Source organism: Limnothrix redekei LRLZ20PSL1 (assembly GCF_043235035.1).
Taxonomy (GTDB): domain Bacteria; phylum Cyanobacteriota; class Cyanobacteriia; order CACIAM-69d; family CACIAM-69d; genus CACIAM-69d.
Genome location: NZ_JAZAQF010000086.1, coordinates 263,777 through 288,026 on the forward strand (window position 1 = coordinate 263,777; position 24,250 = coordinate 288,026).

Annotated in this window: 21 protein-coding genes and 1 pseudogene; 8 read left to right on the forward strand and 14 right to left on the reverse strand. The window is 50.8% G+C overall.

Translation table 11 applies throughout. The features are described 5' to 3' along the window. Positions 1-378: 378 nt before the first annotated feature. The 4 genes from cynS to VPK24_RS15845 all read right to left on the reverse strand — a co-directional run bounded on the left by cynS (position 379) and on the right by VPK24_RS15845 (position 4,199). Complete coding sequence (gene cynS, locus VPK24_RS15830; protein WP_190355131.1) at positions 379-828, reverse strand: cyanase; 450 nt, start codon at positions 826-828, stop codon at positions 379-381. Positions 829-900: 72 nt separating this feature from the next. Continuing rightward, on the reverse strand, positions 901-1,761 hold the full coding sequence (locus VPK24_RS15835; RefSeq protein ID WP_393014783.1) for an ABC transporter ATP-binding protein: 861 nt from the start codon (positions 1,759-1,761) through the stop codon (positions 901-903). Positions 1,762-1,785: 24 nt separating this feature from the next. Beyond that, a complete protein-coding gene (gene ntrB, locus VPK24_RS15840) occupies positions 1,786-2,616 on the reverse strand; it encodes a nitrate ABC transporter permease (RefSeq protein WP_393014785.1) in 831 nt (276 codons plus the stop codon). 14 nt (positions 2,617-2,630) lie between these two features. Then, positions 2,631-4,199 (reverse strand): ABC transporter substrate-binding protein, encoded by a 1,569-nt coding sequence (locus VPK24_RS15845; protein WP_393014786.1) that lies wholly within the window; start codon positions 4,197-4,199, stop codon positions 2,631-2,633. A gap of 77 nt (positions 4,200-4,276) precedes the next feature. Between VPK24_RS15845 and VPK24_RS15850 the strand changes: the two genes are divergently transcribed. Further along, on the forward strand, positions 4,277-4,480 hold the full coding sequence (locus tag VPK24_RS15850) for a hypothetical protein (protein WP_393014788.1): 204 nt from the start codon (positions 4,277-4,279) through the stop codon (positions 4,478-4,480). 31 nt (positions 4,481-4,511) lie between these two features. On the opposite strand, the gene VPK24_RS15855 is transcribed toward VPK24_RS15850, so the two are convergent. Continuing rightward, on the reverse strand, positions 4,512-5,288 hold the full coding sequence (locus VPK24_RS15855; RefSeq protein WP_393014790.1) for a response regulator transcription factor: 777 nt from the start codon (positions 5,286-5,288) through the stop codon (positions 4,512-4,514). Positions 5,289-5,423: 135 nt separating this feature from the next. On the opposite strand from VPK24_RS15855, the gene VPK24_RS15860 reads away from it, so the two are divergent. Together VPK24_RS15860 and aat are read left to right on the forward strand one after the other, a co-directional pair. Continuing rightward, positions 5,424-6,692 (forward strand): PAS domain-containing sensor histidine kinase, encoded by a 1,269-nt coding sequence (locus VPK24_RS15860; RefSeq protein WP_393014792.1) that lies wholly within the window; start codon positions 5,424-5,426, stop codon positions 6,690-6,692. A 337-nt stretch (positions 6,693-7,029) separates the two neighbouring features. Continuing rightward, a complete protein-coding gene (gene aat / locus VPK24_RS15865; protein ID WP_393014997.1) occupies positions 7,030-7,611 on the forward strand; it encodes a leucyl/phenylalanyl-tRNA--protein transferase in 582 nt (193 codons plus the stop codon). Between the two features lie 221 nt (positions 7,612-7,832). On the opposite strand, the gene VPK24_RS15870 is transcribed toward aat, so the two are convergent. After that, positions 7,833-8,702: a hypothetical protein gene (locus VPK24_RS15870; RefSeq protein WP_190528477.1), complete on the reverse strand. Its 870-nt coding sequence runs from the start codon at positions 8,700-8,702 to the stop codon at positions 7,833-7,835. 273 nt (positions 8,703-8,975) lie between these two features. Further along, positions 8,976-9,578 (reverse strand): DUF1517 domain-containing protein, encoded by a 603-nt coding sequence (locus VPK24_RS15875; RefSeq protein WP_099532910.1) that lies wholly within the window; start codon positions 9,576-9,578, stop codon positions 8,976-8,978. A gap of 373 nt (positions 9,579-9,951) precedes the next feature. Here VPK24_RS15875 and VPK24_RS15880 point away from each other — a divergent pair, with 373 nt between their 5' ends. Next, on the forward strand, positions 9,952-10,776 hold the full coding sequence (locus VPK24_RS15880; RefSeq protein WP_393014794.1) for a hypothetical protein: 825 nt from the start codon (positions 9,952-9,954) through the stop codon (positions 10,774-10,776). A 141-nt stretch (positions 10,777-10,917) separates the two neighbouring features. On the opposite strand, the gene purF is transcribed toward VPK24_RS15880, so the two are convergent. From purF to VPK24_RS15900, 4 genes are all read right to left on the reverse strand, one after another. Continuing rightward, positions 10,918-12,402: an amidophosphoribosyltransferase gene (purF, locus tag VPK24_RS15885; protein WP_190355122.1), complete on the reverse strand. Its 1,485-nt coding sequence runs from the start codon at positions 12,400-12,402 to the stop codon at positions 10,918-10,920. A gap of 247 nt (positions 12,403-12,649) precedes the next feature. Beyond that, complete coding sequence (locus tag VPK24_RS15890; RefSeq protein WP_393014796.1) at positions 12,650-12,838, reverse strand: hypothetical protein; 189 nt, start codon at positions 12,836-12,838, stop codon at positions 12,650-12,652. A gap of 52 nt (positions 12,839-12,890) precedes the next feature. Next, positions 12,891-15,218, reverse strand: a complete 2,328-nt coding sequence (purL, locus tag VPK24_RS15895; RefSeq protein ID WP_393014797.1) for a phosphoribosylformylglycinamidine synthase subunit PurL — start codon at positions 15,216-15,218, stop codon at positions 12,891-12,893. A gap of 86 nt (positions 15,219-15,304) precedes the next feature. After that, positions 15,305-16,483: a type I restriction enzyme HsdR N-terminal domain-containing protein gene (locus VPK24_RS15900; RefSeq protein ID WP_393014799.1), complete on the reverse strand. Its 1,179-nt coding sequence runs from the start codon at positions 16,481-16,483 to the stop codon at positions 15,305-15,307. Between the two features lie 321 nt (positions 16,484-16,804). Here VPK24_RS15900 and VPK24_RS15905 point away from each other — a divergent pair. Further along, positions 16,805-17,017, forward strand: a pseudogene (locus tag VPK24_RS15905) (nucleotidyltransferase domain-containing protein); the annotation flags it as partial. Between the two features lie 41 nt (positions 17,018-17,058). Here the strand turns inward: VPK24_RS15905 and VPK24_RS15910 are convergent. Beyond that, on the reverse strand, positions 17,059-17,280 hold the full coding sequence (locus tag VPK24_RS15910) for a hypothetical protein (RefSeq protein WP_393014801.1): 222 nt from the start codon (positions 17,278-17,280) through the stop codon (positions 17,059-17,061). 92 nt (positions 17,281-17,372) lie between these two features. Between VPK24_RS15910 and VPK24_RS15915 the strand changes: the two genes are divergently transcribed. The 3 genes from VPK24_RS15915 (at position 17,373) to VPK24_RS15925 (ending at position 20,336) form a co-directional block, all read left to right on the forward strand. Beyond that, positions 17,373-17,645, forward strand: coding sequence for a helix-turn-helix domain-containing protein (locus VPK24_RS15915; RefSeq protein WP_305068604.1), 273 nt, complete (start codon positions 17,373-17,375; stop codon positions 17,643-17,645). Further along, complete coding sequence (locus tag VPK24_RS15920; RefSeq protein WP_190355117.1) at positions 17,646-17,909, forward strand: helix-turn-helix domain-containing protein; 264 nt, start codon at positions 17,646-17,648, stop codon at positions 17,907-17,909. Between the two features lie 408 nt (positions 17,910-18,317). Next, positions 18,318-20,336 carry a sensor histidine kinase gene (locus VPK24_RS15925; RefSeq protein WP_393014803.1) on the forward strand — a complete coding sequence of 673 codons (2,019 nt, stop codon included), beginning with the start codon at positions 18,318-18,320 and terminating at the stop codon, positions 20,334-20,336. An 18-nt stretch (positions 20,337-20,354) separates the two neighbouring features. Here VPK24_RS15925 and VPK24_RS15930 read toward each other — a convergent pair whose 3' ends face one another. After that, a complete protein-coding gene (locus VPK24_RS15930) occupies positions 20,355-21,809 on the reverse strand; it encodes a DUF1802 family protein (RefSeq protein WP_393014805.1) in 1,455 nt (484 codons plus the stop codon). A gap of 12 nt (positions 21,810-21,821) precedes the next feature. Then, a complete protein-coding gene (locus VPK24_RS15935) occupies positions 21,822-24,224 on the reverse strand; it encodes a hypothetical protein (protein ID WP_393014807.1) in 2,403 nt (800 codons plus the stop codon). Between the last annotated feature and the right edge of the window lie 26 nt (positions 24,225-24,250).

Consider the following 24,250-nt stretch of genomic DNA (forward strand, 5'->3'; position numbering starts at 1 on the left):
CGAGCTGGTCGAGATAGCACAGAACTAGAGTCAGGAAGAGCATTGAAGAAACTACAAGCCGATCGCCCTGTTTAAGAATATCGATTTCATTATTGATCAATGGTTAACAAATAGAAGCCTTTCTGGACAGGCAGTTTTCTTAGCAATCATCACCTCACAGGCATCGTTTAATCGTAATTGGTGTGGAAGTAATGCATCGCATCGCTTCCACACCAAAGTTTGCACCTATCAAAACCAATGAGTCAACAACTGGGCACTGTTAGAAATGACTTGCCAAAGTCCGATGAAGGCTAAGATTTTGGTGATGTAGGCCAGCCAGTCAGTTTTAGCCGTTGACCTAGCAGCAGCGTGACGCTGTTTCATGGTTGATGCTCCTGATTACCATTTTTTGTAGGGCAGGAATTTGCCATTCATGGTGATTTTCACGCGATCGCCCTTGGGATCTTCTTCTTTTTCAATGTCCAAGGTGAAGTCGATCGCGCTCATAATCCCATCACCAAACTTCTCATGAATCACTGCTTTCATCGGCATTCCATAGACCTGCATAATTTCGTAGAACCGATAGATCAGCGGATCGGTGGGAACCACGGGCCCTAGCCCTTTCACCGAGGATTCTGTCAGTTCTGGCACCAAATCTTCGCTGAGTCCCAGAGCGTTGAGTAGCTTACTAGCCTCATCGGCAGAGGCAGACGCTTGGCGATAGATCACCGCCGCAATCCACACTTCGTCCCGACCGATCGCCTGTTCTAGCTCCGTGAACGTCACCCCCTTTGCCTTTTTAGCTGCCAACAGGGTTGCGGTGATTGCAGGAATTTCAGTGGTAGACATATTTTTTCCTTTCAATGTTTGGGTTGCTTTGCTGATTTTGACAGGGTTAATTCTGTCCGCGGCTAACGGTGGTTATTTCCGCACCCGAGACTCTTCCACAGCCCGAGTTTCGTAGGAAAGATGCTGCTCCATAGCCGCTTTTAGTTCGTGGTAGCCCGGATATTGATCCAGTTCTTCCCGACGGCGCGGCCGAGGAAATGGCACATCCAGCACCTGAGCAATACCCGCAGCAGGGCCCCGTGTCATCATCACAATCTTGTCAGACAACAGCAGCGCTTCTTCAATGCTGTGAGTGATTAGAATCACGGTCTTGCGTTCTTGCTCCCAAATTCGCTCAATTTCGTCTTGGAGAAAACCACGTGTGAGCGCATCCAAAGCGCCAAAGGGTTCATCCATCAACAAAATTTGTGGATTGATTGCCAGCGCCCTGGCAATGCCCACCCGTTGCTTCATTCCCCCCGAAAGTTCGTGGGGATGTTTAGTTTCGGCTCCCCGTAGTCCTACCAAACCGATGTAGTCTTGGACGATCGATTTCCGTTGGGCAATTCCCATGGTTGGGTAGACTGTTTCCACCGCAAAATCGATGTTTTCAGCAACCGTCATCCAGGGCATCAAGGCATAGTTTTGAAACACAACGCCGCGATCGGGCCCCGGTGCAGAAACCGGCTGGCCATTGATGCTGACTTGTCCCGTAGTGGGCTGAGATAATCCCGCAATAATGTTCAGCAACGTGGACTTGCCGCAACCCGATGGACCAATGATCGAAACGAAGGTGTTAGGCTCCACTTCTAGATCAATATCCGCGATCGCCACAAAAGGTTTTGAGGTGCGCCGCAGCAGTTTGTCCATCGCACCCGTGCGTCCCGGGAATACTTTGGAAATACCGTGCAGTGTCAGATGCGCTACAGGAGATTCAAGGGGAGGGAGCGCCATTTTAGATGCAGAAACTTGCATGGATTAAGACCTTTGGCCAAATGAAACTCGATGTTGCAATACACCAAATAGGTAGTCCATCAATAGCCCTACTAGTCCAACAATTAAGATGGCAGTAATAATGCTAGTGATCTTCAAGTTGTTCCATTCGTTCCAAACAAAATAGCCGATTCCACCACTCAACAGAATCTCCGCCGCCACAATCACCAACCAAGCAATTCCTAGGCTAATTCGTAGCCCGGACACAATGTTGGGGGCAGCGGCAGGCAAAATCACTTTGGTAATGATTCGCCAACGGGAAGCGCCTAAGGTGTGGGCCACGTTCAGATAGGCTGGATCCACATTGCTGACCCCGAACTTGGTGTTAATCAGGGTGGGCCAGATACTGGTGATTGCGATGACAAACAGGGCTGTTCTTTCCGAATCTCGCATGAGCGCCAGACCCAATGGCAACCAGGCGAGCGGAGAAACGGGCCGCAGAATTTGGATGAAGGGGTCAACGGCTTTGGAAACTACGGGCGATAGACCAATCAGAATTCCCAGGGGAATGGCGATCGCCGTGCCAATCAAAAAACCACTCAAAACTCGGCGCAAACTGGTCAACAACAAGAGACCAATGCCCTGATCATTGGGCCCATTATCAAAAAATGGGTTCGAGATCCAAAACCAAAGATCGGCGATCGTTTGGCTAGCAGAGGGCATGATTGGCAAGAAGAGTTTTGAATTTGCGCCTAACTCCCACAGACCCAAGAACACTAGCAAAATTGCCACAAACAACAAGAAGGCTTGTTGGTCGGTATTCAGCCGAAATGGCTTAACCTTTGGTGGAGCAGAGCGGAACACTTCATTTGTCACGATGGTGAACCTCGCTAGACTTTAAACCGCTTGATTTGCTCATCAACGTAAACAGCGGGGTCTTCGGGATCGAAGGTGTCGTACTTCAGCTTTTCAGACCGCTCGGCCGTGCTGGGCGGTGTTTGACCCAGTTCTTTTTGCAGTTCCGCTGCCAGATCTGTCAAGAAAATATCTTGGGCGATTTTGTCGTAATCTGCCTTGTCTTTGGGCATCAAATCCCAGCGGACTAATTGTGCTGCAATCCACTTGGAAAAACTCTTCCAAGGATAGGGATCAAAGCCAATGCGATCGGGCACATCTTGGGTATTACCCAACCCATCTTCAAATTTACCTGTCAGCACAGCTTCCACCACGGGCAAGGGTTGATTGAGATATTTACGCTCAATCAAAGCCTTGGCAATTTCAGGGCGGTTAGCTGGTGTGTCTGCATAGGCAGCCGCATCAATGATCGCCTTGTTCACAGCCCGGAAGGTGTTAGGATTCGCATCGATCCACTGTTGACTAGCGGCGAAGGCACAGCAGGGGTGGCCGTCCCACAGGTCTTTTGTTAATAGGTGAATAAATCCAACCTGCTCAAACACAGCCCGTTGATTGAAGGGATCAGGCATCAACATGGCATCAATTTCACCTGCTGCCATTTTGGCAACACTGTCCGGCGGTGGCACGGGTGAAATTTGCACATCCTTATCTGGATCAAGCCCCCCTGCTGCTAGGTAATAGCGAATCAGCATATTGTGCATCGAGAAGGGGAAGGGCACACCAATTTTGAAGCCCTTGAAGTCTTTGGCTTCCTTCACCTTACCCTTATGCTTGGCAGCAACGGTAATTGCTTGACCATTGATGTTTTCAATGCTGGCTAGCTTAATGGGAAATGACGCTGATCCTAAGCCGAGGGTAATCGCGATCGGCATGGGAGAAAGCATGTGATAAGCATCGAGTTCACCCGCGATCGCGGAGTCCCGAACAGCGGCCCAATTGGGCATCTTTTTCACTTGCACATTCAAGCCATATTTGCTGTAGAAACCCAGCGGCTCCGACATCACAATCGGCGTGGCACAGGTAATCGGAATGAACCCGATCGTTAAATCCTTTTTTTCCAAATTTGTTGGAGCATTAGCTGCTGGTGACTGAGCTGCATCAGGAGTTTCAGCCTGTTGTTGACCGCAACTGGCAGCAGCAATGAGTGCCCCGGCCACAACCACCCGCTTCATGAACTCCCGCCGACTAAATTCACTATTGCGGATAGTGTTGCTAAAAAATTCCGTGGAGTGAACACCAAATGCGGCTGTAAATACCTGGTCAAGCCCGCCCGCTTCCTTGATCAGTGCCTGGCAAAAGCGCTCTCGCTCTGGGTTGCCGCCCATTTGCCGCAACAGCAGCGCTTCTTTCATCTCCACTTCAGTCAGGGTCTTGGCCAGCTCTAGGGTTTCAGGCTTGTACAAACCCATTCGCACGAGATCATTAACGAGTTCTGCCGGATCATGGGGCATTCCTTCAGCCGCTTGCCAGTGATCCTGAGGGAGATGAGTTCCCCCGCAGGGGCAACGACTGAGTTCGACTTGAGCCTGAGAGCGAATATCCACTGATGACATGAGCTGCTCCAATTGGTATTGCGCAGGACAACATTCGGGTCTGTTGCTTTGCACAATACCAAGGAATAATGGACGATCGCATTAGAATTTTTTTGGTAAGAGTAGGATTTTTTTTCGCTCTTGAAAGAACAACCAAAGCCTCTGTGGGAAGCTTGGAAAATTCTCATTTGGAAAATAATGCGCTAAAAGTCCCTAATTCCAGAAAAATCACGCAAAAAGCGTCAATTTTTCCTGAAATTTTGGAATCACATCTGCGTTTTACGCACAAATAATTGATTGATTTTGTTGTGTTTAATACCATTTCTATGCGAACCGTAGTCGCACAGAGTTTCGCCAGGACTGGGGTGGATCGCCATAGAGCTGACGAAATTGGCGAGTGAAGTAAGCCACGTCTGCATAGCCCACTCCCGCTGCAATTTGGCGTACGGGTTGATCAGTTTCACAAAGCAACATCCGTGCCTGGGACATACGGCGTTCAGTAATCCAACGCTTAATGCTGTAGCCCGTTAGCTCTTGGGTAAGATTCGTTAAATAGGCGGGAGAATAGCCCACTGCTTTGGCCACATCATTTAACCCGATCGGGCGGTGATAGTTGGCTTCGATGAATGCAAATACTTGTGATAAACGAGAACAGTCGGGAAAAATTCCGTTTTCGAATTGACTGTTTATTTTACTTTCTGCTGGGGATGCATGAAAACTCGCTGCCAATTGGGCTTTTCGTTCCAGGCGAGTAGCGATCGCCGCCAACAATTGTTCAACGCTACAGGGCTTGGTTAAATAATCATCTGCACCCAATTCCATGCCCTGACGCAAATCTGCCATGGTTGCTTTGGCAGTGAGAAAGATAAATGGAATTGCAGCGGTGGCCGGATGGCGACGAATTGCCGATAGAACGCTGTAGCCATCGAGATCGGGCATCATGATGTCGCAGACGATTAAGTCTGGCAGATGCATTTGGGCTAACTTGATCCCGATCGAACCATTCTCAGCCTCGATCGCACAAAACCCCTCAAACGTCAGGCATCCCATGAAGATGCTGCGGGTTTGCGCTTCGTCTTCAATCACCAAAACTTTCGTCATGAACTGCCTGATTTACAGTAATGACCTGGGTGGTGTACCATGCCGGCCAAGTTTCGGTCGTACTCTCCAAACTGTGTGGTGTAAGAGGATACATATCCTCATTGGTCGCAAAATTTGTCAGGAATTCTGGACATCATGCGGCAATATTATTGGTTACAGCCTGTTTCAAAGCCGACCACGACACCGGCTGAGGCGCATATCTCCGCCTTACAAGCATCGCCGGAAACCGACCTAGAAACCCTGCGTCGCCAGCATGAGTTAATCCTGAATGCGGTGGGCGAGGGGGTCTATGGGCTGGATTTAGCAGGTCGAGTAACCTTTGTGAATCCAGCGGCGGCCAGCATGATTGGTTGGGAAATTCAGGACTTAATTGGTCAGTCCATGCATTCGGTTTTGCATCATTCCAAACCCGACGGCCAACCCTATCCCATCCATGACTGCCCAATTTATCAAGCTTTTCAAGACGGACGAATTCATCGTGCCAATACAGAAGTTTTTTGGCGCAAGGATGGATCGAGCTTTCCCGTTGAATATATCAGCACACCCATGCAAGATCAGCAGGGAAATGTGATTGGAACGGTGGTTACCTTCCAGGATATTACCCAACGAAAATGGGCAGAGACTTTGTTGCAGCGAACCAATGAAGAGCTTGAGTTGAAAGTGCGCGATCGCACGGCTCAACTTCATCGTGCCAATCAAGAACTCCAGGAGCTAAGCGATCTCAAATCTCGCTTTGTTTCGATGGTTTGTCATGAATTTCGTAATCCGCTCAATAATATTTTACTGTCAGCATCATCGCTTGACCGTTACGATGCACAACTTTCCCATGAGCAGCGCCAAAATTATCTTCAGGGAGTCAAGAACGATGTAGAGCGCATGACTCAAATGATTGATGACATTCTAGTGATCGGTAAAACTGAGGCCCATAAGCTAATGGTTCAACCTCAGCCGATCGAGCTAGTGCAGTTTTGTCATAGCTTGGTAGCAGAAATGCAGGCGACATCTGATCAACAGTCACTATCGATGTTGAGTCGGCATCGTCATGTGATGGCCAACTTAGACGAAAAACTATTGCGATCAATTCTGACTAATATTCTCTCTAATTCAATTCGATATTCCCATCACCATCAAAGCCCAATTCATTTGCGACTGTCAAAGCGCAGCGGTCAGGTAACGTTCCAAATTTGCGATCAAGGCATCGGCATTCCCCGCGAAGATTTACCCCACCTCTTTGAACCTTTTCGTCGAGGTAAGAACGTCAGTAATATTCCTGGAACTGGCTTGGGTTTGAATATTGTCAAGCGCTTTGTAGACTTGCAGCATGGAACAATCAAGATAGATAGTAAGCTCAATGTGGGAACGACTTTTAAAATTACGTTGCCGCTTGGTTGGAACGAAACATAGAAATAAGCCATCAGTTGCAAGTTGCAAAATGAAGCGAGCAACCGTATCGAAATTGCCTAAACATGCATTTCTGATTTGCACGTCATGTAGACGGCATTGTGATCAGCATCATGATTGAGCGCAATAGAATAATTTTTAAGTGATCACTAAAATCAACTAAGCGTGGGTTGAACGCCATTCATTGCACAACAACTCAAGTATTGTGCAAGGTTGCAAGGGGCTGGCTGATCAGTTGCAGAGATTAGGGGGAGTGGTTGCATGGGGATCGGGCGATCGCGCTAGAATCGGCTCCACTGTGCTATTTCAAGGGCCGATGGGCAACACCACCGACTCCTGCATGTCCCAATACGATATTCCGGCGCTGATTGCTGGCTATTCGCGCGGCTATTTTTTAATGGCCGATGAAACGGGTAACGATTTGGGCTGGTATTGCAGCCGGGAACGGACGCTGATTCCGCTGGATGATCGCTTCCGATATCCCAAGTCCCTGCGGCGAGTGCTGAATCAAAATCGGTTTACGGTGGCGATCGATCGAGCATTTCGGGATGTGGTGGAAGGCTGTGCCGATCGGGACACCACTTGGATCTCGGAAGAGCTAAAGGAAATTTATTGGGCGCTCCATTGCGCTGGCTATGCCCACAGTTTTGAAACTTGGCAGGGCGACCACCTGGCCGGCGGCGTTTTGGGAATTGTGATCGGTGGGGCGTTCATTGGCGAATCGATGTTTTATCAAATTCCCGATGGCTCGAAGGTGGCAATGGTCAAGCTGGTTGAGCATCTGCGCTGTCGCGATTTTCTGTTGTTTGATGCCCAAATGATGAATCCACACTTGGAACGATTTGGGGCTTACAACATCCGCGATCGCCACTACGAGGTGCTGTTGCATCGTGCAACCCAGCATCGCTGCTCATTTTGCTAACTGCATGGCTAGCCAGTTTGCCAGTGGTTAGCCAACCGGTTAGCAACGCAGTTAGCCAGTTTGAAAAAGTCGGGGATCAAAAAGCGATCGACTCCCCTGTTTCAGGAATCGATCGCGCTGTGCCAAACGGTGAATAACGCTGGCAATTGTTGGAAATTGTTCCGCAAACCACCGTTAATCAGACGGTAGTAATGGGGCGCTAATCAACTGGGGGCAATTACCTACCGACGGCGGAAGCTGCCAAAGCTCGATCGCATCCGCACGGGCGATCGCCCAAAGCTGCTGCCAAAGCTGCTGCGGGGCCGGGGAGCAGCCACGCGACGGTTAGGGGTGCTGCGGAAGGTGCTGCTGCCAAAGCCAGAGCCAGTGGCCTTGGCTCGGTTGTTGGCGGCCGGGCGGTTCAGCCCCGTAGCATTGCGAGCCACATTGCCGGTGGCGCGGAACTGCTGGCGGTTACGCTCGGCCACGGGGGCAGCGTTGTAGCGGTTTTGATAGCTGCTGATGGCATCACCGTAGCTGCGACCATAGCCGCCGTAGCCCACCAAGGGGCGACCGGGCAAATAGGCCGGGGGCAGCACGTAATGGGGCGCAAACAGAGCATTCGCCACCACTTGACCCGCGATCGCCCCAGCAAAAGGAGACCAGAAGCTAGACTCACGGCGAACAATCACCGTTTGTTGCTCACCCGTTTGGGGATTGGTTTGGACAGCGGTTTCGCTATGGAGATATTCGATTTTGAAGTCTTCGTTGAGGTACAGCACGGGCTGACCGTCTTTCATGGCCAGGTAGGGCTTTTTTCCTTGGGCGATCGCCTCGTCATCCAGCCGGGCCATCTGCAACTCGGAGGTGCGAAAAACCGGCGAAGCACCAGCGGGCGTGTTTAACAGCATCAGGGCATATTCCCCCGTGCCGTCGTCATAGGCGGCCTGCTGAACCGGATAGTCGCCCGTGGGCAGGGATTTGGCAGCACTGGGCGCGGCGGCCACAATGGCGCTGGGCAAGGCTTCCGCTCGCACCACCGTTGGTGAGCCGGTGATCGTGACCCAGGCGATCGCGATCGCCAGTACCAAAGCCAATAATTTTCGGAGCATAGGGCTATCTCAAAACAACAAAATCACGCTTGAGGCCATTGGGCGGCCAAGAAGCTGAGTTCTGTGGGCCAAGCCGGCAATGGGCCAAGTCTGCAATCCGCCAGCAGCGAATCGATCGCGTGGTGGCGGCCGAACCAAGAGCCGCAGCCCCAAAACAGCAAGCCAAACCCAAAACAGCAAGCGAGGATTGATTAAAAAAGACCAACCCTGATTCCTCGGATTGAAATTCCGATGGGACGGCATTCCTCCCAAAGACCCCCTAAGCGGGAGTTTCTACAGCGGAATCAGTTCCGGGAAATTTTGCAGGAGCTGATCATTCGTCAGCTCATCTCCCAGTCGGGCAGGGGCAAAGTGTACCTGCACAGCCCGCAATTTTTGATTGTAGTGGAGGTTTGCCAGAGCCTTGAGACCCGTTGCTAAGGCTTCAGAATCAGCCAGGTTGGTTTCGAGGCTGGGGACTTCGCCTTCATAGCCCACCGTCAACATCACCAACAGGTTGCTCGTGGCCGGGAGGGTCAGCAGGTCGTCATCCAGTTGACTGGGCAAATCCAGGTCAGGCTGGCTGAGATAGCGGGCCGCCGAGTCGGTGAATAGGTCATTGAACCGATCGCCCGCTTCTCCTTCATCCCAAAACACATCCCCCTCATTGCTGGCGGACTGCCAATAGGTTCGATATTGCAGCAGGCTTTCGCAAAGGTCTGACAGGCCCTGGCCCAAAACGTCCAAGTCCCCTTCCGCTTCGATCGCCTCCCGAGCAATTTGATTGAGCTTGCCCAGCAAGGGGGCCACTTCTGACCCGGCTAGATGCACAAAAATGCGGGTGACGACGAAGCGGCTTTTGCCCGTCAGTCGATTCCACTGATCACCTAAACTCATGGTTCTGGAACGCTGTTGACGCGATGTTGACGCGGTACTGATTCGGTCTCAATTCGGTACTGATTCGAGATCAAATCAATACGGTTTGAATGCAAATTGAATGCAAATTGAATGCAAAGGGAGTGGCTCAAAATCCAAAAGCGTGCAAGCCTTGGCTTGCTTACTGTCCAGCTTATCCTGTGGAGCAGGGGTGGCTCTGGCGAGATAACCGACCGCTGGCCGGCCTAGCGGAATGATGGCTAATCGGGTATCGACTGCGTTGCATTCCTGAGGCGTGGTGGGACAAAGGGAGTTTTAGGGAAGCGATCGATCGCGCGATCGGGGCAAATGGACAGCGTTTGGGCGATGATTCGGCGGTAGTCGGGGCTTGGGAATGGTGAAAGGAGTGTGGAGTGGTTGGTGTCGGCGAACAATCGGCCGGCGAACAATCGGGCTGGTGGGCTGTTTGGGATGGCTGTGGGGTGGAATCCTGATCCCAGCCGGGGCCGAGCCGGGGCCGGCTGTGCAAGCGCCCCAAACACCCTTGGACTGGCGTTATCAATATCGCAAAGTGCGCCACCCCCAAGGCTTTTGGGCGATCGAACTGCCGATCGATTGGAATATGCCGCTCCATCGGGATTATCACTCGGTGTTCTATAGCGAGCCGATCGCCCCGTCGCGGGGATGGCAACCCAAACCCCTGCCCCGATCGCTGATTCGGTTGGATTTGGTGCTGTTAGATCAATCCATGGAAGCGGCAGAAACGGATTTAACAACTCGGGCAGAAGCGGCAGGATTGACCTTAACCGAGCGATCGACTCTGAGCTTGGCCGGGCGATCGGCTGTGCGGATGGTTTTAGATCGGGTGATTTCAGATCGGGTAATTTCAGATCAAGTAATCTCGGATCAGGCGACTCCAAATCCGGTGAGTCCAGAAGCCAAAGACGCAAAAGACACAAAACCAGAAGCGGGCCCAGAGTTCGATCGCACCTGGTTCACCTTGATTCCCGTCACCCCGCGCTTGAGTTTGTTGCTGGTGGGGAGCTATAACCCCTGTGAAAATCCGACGGCGGAGGCGGTGCTAACCAAAATTCACCGCTCGATCGAGCTGTTTTTTGAACAACCCACCGACATACGCACACCGGCCCAACATTTACTCCCCCTGGAGTTGCCGCCCTTGGAAAATTCACCCGGCGATCAGGAACCCCAAACCCCCTAGAAATAATCCAATTCAAAACAACTCAAAACAATCCAACTCAAAACAATCCCAACTATCAAAAATGGGGCGATCGAACTGCTCGATCGCCCCATTAGTTAATTTCTGATTAAGGCATGGGTCGCTGATAACAGGCCCTTGGAACTAGGAACCCACCGTGGCCGGTTCCAGCTTTTCTAGCATCAGCTTCGATCGCTTCAACAGGGCTGGCACTGGAATTGGGTAGCGACCATTGAAACAAGCCGTACAGAAATTCTGCGTGGCATCTTGGGTCGCCTCCAGCATCCCTTCTTCGCTCAGGTAAGCCAGCGTATCCACACCAATTTGATCCGCAATTTCCTGCACTGACTTGGTGGCCGCAATCAGTTGCGATTGGTTGTCCGTGTCGATGCCATAGAAGCAAGGGTGGGTGACCGGCGGCGAAGAAATGCGCATGTGAACTTCCGTGGCTCCCGCATCCCGCAAGGCTTTGACGATCTTGCGGCTGGTGGTTCCCCGGACGATCGAATCATCCACAATAATCACCCGTTTGCCCGCGAGCACATCCCGCAACGGGTTCAGCTTCATCCGAATTCCCGATTCCCGCATGGTTTGGGTCGGTTGAATGAAGGTGCGGCCCACGTAGCGGTTTTTGATCAACCCTTCGGCGTAGGTGATGCCCGAAACCTGGGAATAGCCGATCGCGGCAGGAACACCGGAATCGGGCACAGCAATCACAATGTCCGCATCGATCGGGGTTTCGATCGCCAAGCGCCGTCCCAACCGCATTCGATAGCTATAGAGGCTGTCGTTGTGGAACTTGCTGTCTGGGCGGGCGAAATAGATCATCTCAAAAACACAAAGTTTCGGCTCCGGCTGCGTGGCCCAAAAGAAGGAGGCGAGACCATCGTTCGTGATCCAAACCATTTCCCCCGGTTCCACATCCCGCAGATAGTCCGCGCCGATGATGTCTAGGGCACAGGTTTCCGAAGCCAGCACATAGCGCTCGGGCGCACCGGGCAGCGTGCCAATCACCAGCGGCCGTACGCCGTTGGTGTCGCGAGTGCCAATCATGCCGTCGGGAGTCCCAATGACCAAACTGAAAGCCCCTTGGCATTGCTGGAAGGCCCGAATGGCCCCTTCCATCCAGCCCAAACCGCTGTCCACCTCTTGGCCAATGGCGATCGCGATCGCCTCGGAGTCCGTGGTGGTGGCAAATTCACAGTTGCGGGCGGCCAAGGAATCCCGCAGTTCCGCCGTGTTGACCAAGTTGCCATTGTGGGCCAGGGCCAAAGACCCCAAGCGCGTTTTCACCACGGCCGGTTGTGCATTGACACGACGGCTGGATCCGGTGGTGGAGTAGCGGGTGTGGCCCACGGCCAAATTTCCCGGTAGCTCTTGCAGGATTTTTTCGTTGAAGACTTGCGAAACGAGGCCCATGTCCTTGTGGACATGTACCGTTGAGCCATCAAAGGTGGCAATCCCCGCCGATTCTTGCCCCCGGTGCTGGAGTGCAAAGAGGCCAAAATAAGCAAGGGTGGCGATGTTTTCGCCCGGCGCGTAAACCCCAAAAACGCCACAGGCTTCTTCGGGTTTGTCGGGCCGATCGCCCATCAGATCGAACAGGTCTTCAGACTCGGAGGGAAACATTGGGCGACAATGACTCCTAGCAGCAAGAGCGGGTGAATTAGCAAAAGACGGTCAGAATCGCGATCGAGTGAGGCTGGCGCGGCTGGTTAGCGCAACGTTTCCTGAGCCAGGTAATTCCTGGTGCAGCGATTGGAAGCCAAAAAATCGGCCACTCAGGAAGTTAACAAGCTCTTAACGATCCCGCCTTAACAGTAACAGAAGTTGCGGAATCGATCGGCTGTGGCGATGGCGAATTCAAGGGCAATCATCATCGGGGCAATTTCCATGGCATCCCGATCGCTCTTCCCATGATTCTGTTGGCTCCCAAGCGGATCGCCAGGCAAGCACCAAGCTCGCCCCTGTGACTGATGATCAGCAATTCATAACCTGATTGAACTGCTGATTGATCGTTGTTGATCATTAATCGATCATCAACCTGACGATCGACAACGATCAACGATGATCCTCAGTGGACGATCGGGCGGCGCGAGATGACGGGGCAATCTCCCTTAAACCAACCGTTCCATCCGGCGGGCGATCGCCTCGCTCCAACCCTCGGTCAAATTCGCCAGGGCCGCATCGAGTGCCGTTGCGCCGTCCGGTGCGTTGATCACCAGCCGATCGCCCCCGACAGTGCCCAGCTTGGCCCAATCAGACCCGAGCTGCTCCGTCAGCCAGGTTTCAAACTCAGCCGCCCGATCGCCCGCCACGGATACCACGATCCGCGCGCCGCCTTCGCCAAACAGGGCCGCATCCCAGCGATCAGCTCCGGGGTCGATCGTCACCGTAGCGCCCAGGTTGCCGCTAATGCAGGACTCGGCCAGGGTGACGGCGATGCCCCCTTCGGCGCAGTCGTGGGCCGATCGAATCCAGCCCTGGCGAATCCCATTGCGGCAAGCGGCTTGCACGGCCCGCTCCCGATCGAACTCCACCACGGGCGGCCGACCGGCGATTGTGCCATGGATCGCTGCCAAATAATCCGACGCGCCAAGGGTGACGGGAGCTTGCGCGCCCAGCAGATAAATTCCATCGCCCGCCCCTTGGAAGCCCTGGCCGGCGATTTGGTGAATGTTCTCGATCGCCCCCACCATGCCCACCACGGGCGTGGGATAGATCGCCTGGGGATTGCCTTCGGAATCCAGGGTTTCGTTGTAGAGCGACACGTTGCCGCCTGTGACCGGCGTGCCCAGTTCCCGGCAAGCATCGGCCAGGCCGCGGCAAGCATTGGCCAACTGCCAATAGCCCACGGGCTTTTCGGGGCTGCCGAAGTTGAGGTTATCGGTCACGGCCAACGGTTCCGCCCCTACGCAAGACAGGTTGCGGGCCGCCTCCGCCACCACACCCAAGGCCCCTTGGTAGGGGTCGAGGTACACATGGCGAGCATTGCAATCCACCGTGGCCGCCACGCCCTTGGTGAAGGGAGTGCCGTTGTCTGTGACCAGTTGGGGCCGCAGCCGCACCACCGCCGCATCGGCCCCACCGGGGACGATCACCGTGTTGTTCTGCACTTGGTGATCGTATTGGCGATAGACCCAGGATTTCGAGGCGATCGAGGGGGTTTCCAGCAGGCTTTGCAGCACCGCGCTCCAGGGGCGATCGCCCGATCCCGTCACCGAACAAGCGGGCAACGAGTCCGGCGACCAAGCCCAAGCCTGTTGCGCGTAGGCCGGTGCTTCCGCCATCAGTTCCCGGCGATAGATCGGGGTGTTGTCCGCCAGGGCCGTCGCCGGAATTTCCGCCGCAATTCTCCCCTGGAACCGAATCCGGACGATCGACTCTTCGATCACTTCCCCGGCCACCACCGCTTGCAGACCCCAGCGATGGAAGATGTCGATCAGCTCCTGTTCGCGGCCCTTGTGCGCCACAAACAGCATCCGTTCCTGGGATTCCGACAGCAGATATTCGTAGGGAACCATCCCCGACTCGCGCACGGGAATCTTGTCGAGATCCAAATCAATACCCACGCCGCCCTTGGCCGCCATTTCCGCCGTGGAGCAGGTGATGCCCGCCGCGCCCATGTCCTGGGCTGCCGCCACTGCGCCTGTTTTGAAGGCTTCCAAACAGGCTTCGATCAGGGACTTTTCCAGGAACGGATCGCCCACCTGCACGGCCGGGCGATCGTCCATGGACTCATCGGTTAACTCCGCACTGGCAAAGCTGGCCCCGCCCATGCCGTCGCGGCCCGTCGTTGACCCCACGTACAGCACCGGGTTGCCAATGCCATAGGCTCCCGCCTTGACGATTTCCGGCGTTTCCATCAGCCCCAGGGCCATGGCATTCACCAGCGGGTTGCCACTGTAGGCGGGGTCAAAATAAACCTCACCGCCGACGGTGGGCACGCCCACGCAGTTGCCGTAGTGGGAAATGCCGGCCACCACCCCTTCAAACAGGCGGCGGTTGCGCGCGTCATCCAGGGAGCCAAACCGCAGGGCATTCAAAATGGCGATCGGGCGGGCCCCCATAGTAAAAATGTCCCGCAGGATGCCGCCCACGCCGGTCGCCGCCCCCTGAAAGGGTTCCACGGCAGACGGGTGGTTGTGGGATTCGATCTTGAAGGCCAGGTGCAGCCCATCGCCCAGATCCACCACGCCAGCGTTTTCGCCGGGGCCCACGAGGATACGCGGGCCGCTGGTGGGAAATTGGCTGAGTAGGGGGCGAGAATTCTTGTAGCAGCAGTGTTCCGACCACATCACGCCAAACATCCCCAGTTCGGCTTTGTTGGGGTGGCGGCCCAGTCGATTCACAATATCGACGTATTCATCGGGCTTGATGCCTTCGGCGGTGATTTCAGCGATCGGGAAGGGTGCGGATTCGAGAACGGTTTCGGGGGTTGACACGGCTTTGGTGGCGCGATTCAGAAAGCGCCCTAATTGTACAACCGAGGCGATCGGCGCGCCCGCCCCCAACCCCAAGGGCGATCCATTTATAAATCATGTTTGCTTACAAGATATGCGAGCTGCTTAGAATCGAAACAGAAGCCAATAGCCTCTTCAAAATTCAAAAGATCTGGGCATTTAATGAGAAGTTCGTTTTCAAAAACGGATCTAGTCAATTCTATCAAACTGGAAGTGAGGCTAACATTAGAAGTCGAAATAGAAATTTTCGAGCCACTTGCCAATTCATCCATGAAGTGATTATTTAGGTGGTGAATTACTTGAATAACAAGCGATTCCGTATCGGACAAATTTCGGTAATTCCTGTTGATGTGGTCAATATATGAAAAAAATAAGTAAAAGGCTTTTCCTAGTTGATTAGGACTAGATTTATAGAAATCAATTAAGTCATCCATCGACAAAAAAGGAAATTCATTGAATTGCGGTATTTCAAGTAGAAAATTCTTTTCGATAAAAAAATCTCTATCAATCTCTCTGAAATATATGATCAAAGAATTAAATATTTCAAAGAAAAGATTGTAATTGCAGTGACTCTGAGAAAGTTCTGAAAAGTACGCAGAATTAAAAGATTGTTTGAATTCAAATTCTCCGAAAAAGTCAACTATTTTTTCAAAAATTTCAAATAGGAAATAAATGCGAGAATTTTGATATGGCCTCAGCATAATTAGAGAAAAATTACCTAATGAGTCAAGCAGCAATTCTCGTCTATTGATATTATTAGACCAAGATGGTGTATGAATCCAGTGTGTTAGTAATACGATGCTGCCATAGGCTTTAAGTAATCGATCTAACTTTATTGAAGAATATTGTTTTGAGCTGTAAATCGGCAAATCAGGCACTGAAATCCATTTGCCATGGTAACAACGTTTAACTATCCAGTCTTTGCCATTTGTAAAAGCTGCAAACTCTGCTTGCAAGCAACTAGCGTAGCTCACTGCCTGTTCGACTCCATTAGATATATCGCTGTCTTCCTGCCTCTTGCACTCAATAACAGCCCATGGTCGATAGTCCTTGAGAAGGAGAATATCGGCACGATGCTGTCTCGTTCCCACCTTGACAGGTGATTCTATCGAAATTGCCTGAACCGGCACGTTGTAGACCGCTAGCAGTTCAAATATTATCCATTGGCGAACTTTCTCTTCAGGAGTATCTGATTTCCCAAAAAGATAATATTTTGAGTCAATATCGCAGAAGTTTCTTGGAGGCATAGGGTTAAATTTTTAAAGCAAATATAGATTGAGCGAATGTGTTGAGCAGCCATGCACTAATTTATCACAAAAAACTGTTATAAAGAAGAATCACCAACTCTGTTGATCTACATCGATCCCATCTAAGCAACTATAGGGCGCTGTCTTTTCTCCAACGGCTAGAATCAGGGCAGATTGCGCGATCGCCCCAGTCATCCCATGCAAGCCCCCGATTTACCAGCAGCTCTGATTCCCATCACCCATCAACTGCGGGCATACTTTCAGCAAACCTACCCCAATCGCCTCGATCGACTAGTGCTATTCGGGTCATAGGCGCGGGGAGAGGCAACCGCTGATTCAGACCTGGATCTATTGGTAGTTTTGCGTGATCCAGTTTCACCCAGTCAAGAAATTAGCCAAACCAGTGAATTTATTGGTCAACTTTGCTTAGATCACAACATTTTGATATCGCGACTCTTTATGGGGCGATCGCGCTTTGAAACCGAAAATTCCCCCTTGCTGCGAAATATCCGGCGCGAGGGAATTGCTTTATAGCTAGGCAAAAATACGCCGTAGATCTGTTGCGAGACGAATAGCTACACACGCGATCGCGACAGGATTCGGACGACTTGATCGGGTTGACCCGTGGGGACGGCGGGACTCCACAGGATGGTTTCGCCGATGCCGCAGAGGTGCAGGCTCTTGACCAGGCGATCGACCCACTCGCTTTGGCCCACGAGGATGATCCGGTTGCAGCGATCGTCCAGATGGTTCAGGCGTTCCAGAATGGGGCGATCGCCGTTGGTTGGGGTAGTCATATCGATTGAATGCTGCGAATCGACAACAAACTTACTGTAATCGATTAAGTTGTCAATTCGCAACCTTTACGCAATTTCCCAAGTTTGACACCATGAGCGGCATGGGAAAAGCCGGGAAAGCATTACGCGAAACGCTACAGCAACACAACCTCACGCAAAATCGTTTAGCCGTAACGATGGGGATTGCGCGCGGCACGATGAGCCATTGGGTGGCGGAAACACGCGACCCGACGGCGGAAGCAATCCCGACTATTGTGGATGCCCTAGAGCAGTTGAACCCGGAAGCCGCACGGACATTTGTCGAGGCTTACCTGGGCCGGGCGATCGGGGAACTGTCGCCCAAGCAGATTGAAGATAGAAGCTGAATGGGAAAAGCCGGGAAAGCACTACGCAAAACGTTGCAGCAGTACAACATCGCCCAGAATCGACTGGCGGTGAACATGGGCATCAATCGCGCCACCATTAGCCATTGGTTCGCGGAAACGCGCGACCCGACGGCGGAATCGATTCCGGCGATCGTGGATGCGTTGGAGCAGTTGAACCCCGAGGCGGCGCAGGCTTTTGTCGAGGCTTACTTGGGCCGGGCGATCGGGGAGCTGGCTCCTAAAAAGGCTGAGGGCGAGGGCTGAGCGGGAACGGCCGGAAAAATATTGCGCGAAATACCCCAGAATTAGCCCCTCGTCCACAGTCAGCGGACGAGGGCTGTGGGTATTGGTTGGGCGACCAAGAGCAGACTGAAGATGAGCTGTTGATTAGGTCATTCAACAGTTAATTGATCGTGGGCAAAAAGCTTAACTGCTGCTAAATTTATTGTATCTTTTTCAGGATAATTTAAAAATTTAGTATCAATAAATTTAGGACTCAATTATATTTTTATACCTCGTGATTTTGTCATGTACCTCAATGAGCGTTTCAGGCTGTTTTTTTAAGCTAAGGAAGTGCGTCTTTATACTTTACAGGGTTCACCACTGAGGCCACTGGGCTAAGCAATGACAAGTAATTCAACCCAAAACGATCTAACCGTCCCGGCTAAATCAATGAAATTTGGACTTCGTTCGATCGGCACTCGCTTGTTTTTGGCGGTGATGTCTGCTGCTTCCATTGGTCTCGGCAGTTTAGGGTATCTATTTTATAGTGAGCTGAAATCCGTTCGGATTTTGCAGCTAACTTCGGAAATGGATAACAAGGTTCGGCACCTTGATGCGGAGCTGCTCAGTGGTGAAACTTTTTTAAAGAGTTTGGTTTCCGCAACGATTTTCTTGCACGATAGTGGTGTGCGATCGCCCGAGGCCTACGAGAAATTATTACTTTCATTTATGTCAGCCCGTCCTAAACTAATCACCGGGTTTGGGGTGATGCAGTTCCCTAGGGGCTTGGTTGATCGTGAGTGGTTTGGACCTTATATTGAAGAATCTATTCCTGATCGCGGGGTTACGCTTTCTCAAAATTCTAGATTTACCTTGGTTGATCTATGGGAAGTAGATCAGTACCCAAAATTGCAATATTTTAAAAACGCATTTAAGGCTGATCGTTATCTTTGGTCAAAGCCTTATATAAATGATAACTATCCCATTCCACTCATGACTTTTTCGGGAACGATTCGCAACCAAAAAGGTCAATTAATTGCTGTAATGAACGGAGATATTAATATTGATGACCTTAACAAAGACATTGACATTAATGATCTTAACCTGAGTCAAGATGATCCTTCATTCAACAGCACTGGTTATCATGCCCTAATTACAAAAGAAGGGCAACTTTTGAGCTATTCTCCTGATCCTCGTAAAGCTGCCCAACTAGCCAATATTTCATCAATTCCATCTTTAAAACCTGTTTGGGAACAAATTCGCTACCGAATCAATCAAGGTATTGGAAAAGCGTATTTTGAGTCTGATTCGACCTATTGGGTTTATCAGACAGTTCCTAGAACTCAATGGGTGATGTTGGAAGCGATTCCCTATGAGACTATTGCCAAGCCTGCCCTGCTGGGAGCCATCAGCGCCACAATCATTGCAGCTATTTTTTTGCTATTAGTTGTTTGGTTATTTATTCGATTTCTAAATCACCGTTTACAACCCATTTTAGATGCTTGCGATCGCACGATCGGGGATCATAGCGACATCAACAACTCAGGCGATGAAATTAGCCATTTGTCTGATGTCTTTTTCAGCATGGTTAATCAGCAGCAGACCCTATTACAAAAGTTGCAAACAGCCAACAATCAACTCGCGCAGTCGAATCGACTGAAAGATAACTTCTTGGCAACAATGAGCCATGAACTCCGCACTCCCTTAAATACAATTTTGGGAGTGGCAGAGATTCTACAAGAGGGCATCTTTGGTGGAATTAATAAGCAACAGCATAAGGCCTTAGAAAATATTGAAAAAAGCGGCACGCATCTTCTGAATTTAATTAACGATATTTTGGATATTGCCAAGATTGAGTCGGAGTTTTTGGAGTTGAATTGCACGACTGTTGCGATCGGGCCGCTTTGCACATCAAGCGTCACCTTGATTCAACCCCAAGCCGAACAAAAGAATATTCAATTGGAAACCAATCTATTGCCTCATTTGCCTGATCTATACATCGATGAACGTCGTATCCGTCAGGTTTTGTTGAATTTACTTAGCAATGCCCTTAAATTTACGCCACAAGGAGGACGCATCACCCTAAAAGTGACTTGCCAAACGCAGGAAAATGAAGAGGATGCAGAAAAAAATGGAGAATTGCAGAAATATTTTGTGCGAATTTCAATCACTGATACGGGTATTGGGATTGCGCCAGAAGATGTCAAGCGTCTTTTTCAGCCGTTCGTACAAATTGATAGTGCCCTCAATCGTAAATATGAGGGAACGGGCCTAGGTTTGGCTCTGGTGAAGCGAATTGTTGAGCTTCACGGTGGTTGTGTAGGGTTGATCAGTGAAGTGAATGTGGGCAGTTGTTTTACGATCGATTTGCCTTATATTGAAACGCGATTTTCCGTTGAGCGAGAACGAGAAGGCAAACCCAATTTATCGAACGATCGGGAAACCTGTACTGAAGTAGCCCAAGAATGAGGTCTGAAAAGGAATCGCTTAGATCTTTTCGATCGCCAGATCCCGTAACCAAAAGAAGCGATCGTCCCGCCACTCACGACCCTTTTCGCGGCTCAAATAACCCGTAAGCGGGGAAGCCAGTTCGATCGCCACATCGTGTAAGTCTTCCATTTCCAGCAATTTTGGTGGCTGGGAAGTGATATAGACTGCGTGAAGCTCGACTGTGCTGGCTCCTTTATTTTGATTGTTACTTGTTAGTCGTTTCAGGCAATCAATCAAAAATGCACGGATTCGCAATTGTTCGATTTTTTCATCTATAAAATCATTAATTTGGTCATCGGCTTCTTGAGCATAGGGCGGATTTTTTAGGCAATTTTCTAGCTCCCATAAATTCAACGAACCAGGATAGGAAGCATTGAGTTTAACCAAGCGTTCTAGGGTAGCAGGTTTGATTAAATTCATCCGATTACCTTGGGCTGTTTTTTGGGCATGTTGATTGGGTTTTCCAACGGAAATCACTAATTTTATTGCTTGTTCATATTCCTCAGGATTGAGATATTTGTTACCAAGTTTCATGAGCTGCGAAAACACCCCATCGGGCAAAGTATCGCGGCTGCTGGATTTACATTCACCGATGACTAAATAGGGCGATTCACAAACAAAGTCCAGACCGCCCGCGCCGCCAACACTATCGGGATCAAGGCTAGCTTTGGGGTTTTGATTGCGGTTAGAAAATCCCAAAGAAATCATGGCTTGGCGCACTAGCCGCTCAAATTCGTTGCCTTCGCTGGATGCGCCGACTTTAGAAATTTTGTTCATCCAGGAACTGAACCGGGACGATCGCCCTGGAACGCGCCACCCCAAAAAGGCCTGAATGTTGTTGTCTAACTGCTTAGCGCTGGGCAGTATGTTGGCTAAATCAGCGAGGGCGGATTGCAGGGCTTCGAGTTCCGAATGTTCTGGCGGCTGTCGATCGCGCAGTTGTTGCGATCGCCGTTTAAACACCGCTTCTGGCAGCACCGGCTCAGGATTTTCGCCTGTGAAGGGACGGGGCATCACCACGCATTTTCCGATCGCACTGAGGTCTTCAAAATCGTGCTCTAGGGGGTGGGGTGTGAGCAGTCGAAAAGCACGGACGGTGGCTAGGAATAAATGTCCTTTGGTGGCGATCGAACGGGCGAGGAAATCCTCAGACCAAATGGTGAGGGCGGCGATCGCGTCAACGGCCGCCAAGTCGTCAATAATTTGGCATTCCACACAGGTGACGATCGCCCGAATAGCGGGGGGCAGCGTTTCGGAACCCAAATCTGCGAATCGGTAGGGGCGATCGTGCGATCGGGGATTGAGGCGATCGGGAATCGGCTGAAGTGCCAACATGCGCTGGGGCTTGATGAACGTGGCAGACAACATCGCCAGCATTCGCCCTTGCAACAGTGCTGAAATCTCAGATTCTGGCAAGCAGAGGGCGGCGGTAGGTTTGGGTTGTAGTTCCATGTGGCTGGATTACTAATTAATTTTGTCAACCACTTGCAAAGTCAATTCGTCCTCCAAATACCCCAGAGGAGCTAGCAGTTTTTCCGTGAGGGTTAGAACGCTAGAAATTCCCAAATCTGTTTCAATGTATAACCCTACCTTTCCTAGGAAGATAGGCTTAAACATCCCCTCAGTTTTTTGAGAAAACCGGGCCTTTCGGCCATTGGACTCCAGCGCAACCTTGACAAATTTCTCGGCGTGTTTCTCTGCCAGTACTTGGTTAATGGTGATAAAGAACTCGCGCCAGCTCTTGACCGAATAATTTTCGCCACGCAAGGTAAAAGCACAAAGTTTTTTACCTTTGTAGTCAGACTTGAGGGTAAGTGACTGGATTGTCGATGTATCAGCGGGTAGAGTTGCTGACTGGCTCGCATCGTCTGGTTCTAAGTCATCATCACCGCTGCCCACCAACAAATCGATCAAGTCTTCTTCGTTGTCCTCGATCGCGCTGGTATCGATCAAATCATCGTCACCGATAATGATGCTGACGAGGGTTTCGTCATCGATGATGCTGGGATCAATCAAGCCCGATGGGTCACTGAGAATTTCCAGCAAAATCTCATTATTCAGTGCAATTTCGCGAGAAAATTCCTGTACTTCTGCTTCCGTCAAGCCATAAATTGAAGCGCTTTCAAAGACGGCTTTCAGAGCCATCAAGACTTTCAACTGTTCCGGGTTAGGTTCAATGTGTTCGCCACCTTGGCGCTGGATAAAGTTCTGATAGGTTTTGTAGGAATCCCAGAAGGCCTTGATCTTGAAATCTGCGCCACGAATCAAACAGCCGCGCGTTAGCCCATAGGTTTTGTAGTCCACTAGGCGATTCAAACCGGCGGCAAAGGAGAGACCCGATTGTTGCAGGACGGCTACCCCGATCGCGAAGGGTTTGTCCTGTTCGGTTCCGACAATCTTGAAGTTGATGTAGCCAGCATTTTTGGCTTTGGGTTCAATATTGGCGATCGCGGTAATTGTAGCCCCTTCGATTTTCTCACCGGATTTTGTTTCACCGCTGATGGTTTGATTGACGACCAACTCAAAGCAATAGCGCAGGGTTTCAGCAACAGTAGCGCCATCGGCCATTGCTTCGCGATAGTCATCTTGGAGTTTCTCTTCAAATCCCTTTTGAAAACGCTCCTCAGGCGGAATCGGCGGTGCTGTCACCACAAAGTTTTCAGCACACCAACGAAGTGCCCGTCTAACAGGCATCCGTTCCTTTCTACCAACTTCTTTTAGCTCATCTTCATCGAAGGGATAGAACGGATTAGGCGGAGTTAAACCACGCGGTTCATAGAATTTTTTGGCTAGTAAAAACTTGACAAGCTTCGGAAAAGATTGACCATCGAGCTGCTTGAGGTTAATCGGATCACCTGTGCCAGCAGTCATACGATCAGAAGCCCCCGCTAGCGGAACCACTTCACGAGACCATTGGTCGGCAAACATAAATGATGAAATTACTAGCCCTCCATCATTGGCACTTTGATGAAGTGAATCAAAAGTATGCTTGATCAAGTAAGCCAGGATTTGAGTTGAGGAAAACCCTTGCTCACTGACTTGGGGAATTTCTGTTTCATCAAAGCAGAGCAAAATAGGTTGATGAGCTGATAGCAACTTGAGCAGTGCCAAAGAAATCTTGAATGATTCTGGTTCCTTGGAAACTTCCGCCGCCGCCATGCTCGGAAGCCCCATTTCTTCTACGCGCGCAGAAGATAGCTCATCACCACCCAGCCACTTGATGGCATAGGGCGCATGAGGTTCCGAAAGCGTCCACAGCAGTGCCCGCAACACATCAGGATCGACCTCTGGAAACAGTCCTTGGCATTTGTTCACCAAGGTTGTAATCAGGTCACGCCCCTGGGCCAAATGGCTGCGATAGAGTTTCCCAAAGCGCTTAGAAAAGCTAACGGGATCAAAAACTTGCTGACTCTTGGGATCAAGCAAAGCTTTTTCAATCACCGATGCAGCGAGCAGTTGCCATTGGGAAATTCCCAGAATAGTTGACTGTGACAAGCTGCGTGCGATCGCTTGCCTAAGTTCATAGTGAATTAAATTAATATCTCCACAGAGCGAAAAGCTCATGTAGAGAAAGAAGCCATTTTGTTCTTCATAAATCCGTCGATGTAGCCGACGAATCAAGTGACTTTTGCCAACGCCCTGTTCAGCGGTAATCACGAAAGAAGAAATCTTCTTTTCTGAATCCTGTATCGCTCGGGTTTCTTGCAGTTTTCCCAGAATCAAATCTGATGCCTGGGCGTGCAAAAACTCAACATCAACAAAATCTACATTCCAAACATCCTGATGTTTAACAACAGATCGCAAGTTGAACGGGTTATATTCCTGAATAGCTTGATGAATTTCATGCAGAGGGGAAGCGCTAGTCATAACCCAAAACTCAACTTTGCGATCTG

What these genes read in the sequence shown, in the direction of transcription:
- cynS (WP_190355131.1), bottom strand. Translation starts at nt 828, where the DNA reads ATGTCTACCACTGAAATTCCTGCAATCACCGCAACCCTGTTGGCAGCT.
- VPK24_RS15835 (WP_393014783.1), bottom strand. Translation starts at nt 1,761, where the DNA reads ATGGCGCTCCCTCCCCTTGAATCTCCTGTAGCGCATCTGACACTGCAC.
- VPK24_RS15850 (WP_393014788.1), top strand. Translation starts at nt 4,277, where the DNA reads ATGGACGATCGCATTAGAATTTTTTTGGTAAGAGTAGGATTTTTTTTC.
- VPK24_RS15855 (WP_393014790.1), bottom strand. Translation starts at nt 5,288, where the DNA reads ATGACGAAAGTTTTGGTGATTGAAGACGAAGCGCAAACCCGCAGCATC.
- VPK24_RS15860 (WP_393014792.1), top strand. Translation starts at nt 5,424, where the DNA reads ATGCGGCAATATTATTGGTTACAGCCTGTTTCAAAGCCGACCACGACA.
- aat (WP_393014997.1), top strand. Translation starts at nt 7,030, where the DNA reads ATGTCCCAATACGATATTCCGGCGCTGATTGCTGGCTATTCGCGCGGC.
- VPK24_RS15870 (WP_190528477.1), bottom strand. Translation starts at nt 8,702, where the DNA reads ATGCTCCGAAAATTATTGGCTTTGGTACTGGCGATCGCGATCGCCTGG.
- VPK24_RS15875 (WP_099532910.1), bottom strand. Translation starts at nt 9,578, where the DNA reads ATGAGTTTAGGTGATCAGTGGAATCGACTGACGGGCAAAAGCCGCTTC.
- VPK24_RS15880 (WP_393014794.1), top strand. Translation starts at nt 9,952, where the DNA reads ATGGTGAAAGGAGTGTGGAGTGGTTGGTGTCGGCGAACAATCGGCCGG.
- purF (WP_190355122.1), bottom strand. Translation starts at nt 12,402, where the DNA reads ATGTTTCCCTCCGAGTCTGAAGACCTGTTCGATCTGATGGGCGATCGG.
- VPK24_RS15900 (WP_393014799.1), bottom strand. Translation starts at nt 16,483, where the DNA reads ATGCCTCCAAGAAACTTCTGCGATATTGACTCAAAATATTATCTTTTT.
- VPK24_RS15910 (WP_393014801.1), bottom strand. Translation starts at nt 17,280, where the DNA reads ATGACTACCCCAACCAACGGCGATCGCCCCATTCTGGAACGCCTGAAC.
- VPK24_RS15915 (WP_305068604.1), top strand. Translation starts at nt 17,373, where the DNA reads ATGAGCGGCATGGGAAAAGCCGGGAAAGCATTACGCGAAACGCTACAG.
- VPK24_RS15920 (WP_190355117.1), top strand. Translation starts at nt 17,646, where the DNA reads ATGGGAAAAGCCGGGAAAGCACTACGCAAAACGTTGCAGCAGTACAAC.
- VPK24_RS15925 (WP_393014803.1), top strand. Translation starts at nt 18,318, where the DNA reads ATGAAATTTGGACTTCGTTCGATCGGCACTCGCTTGTTTTTGGCGGTG.
- VPK24_RS15930 (WP_393014805.1), bottom strand. Translation starts at nt 21,809, where the DNA reads ATGGAACTACAACCCAAACCTACCGCCGCCCTCTGCTTGCCAGAATCT.
- VPK24_RS15935 (WP_393014807.1), bottom strand. Translation starts at nt 24,224, where the DNA reads ATGACTAGCGCTTCCCCTCTGCATGAAATTCATCAAGCTATTCAGGAA.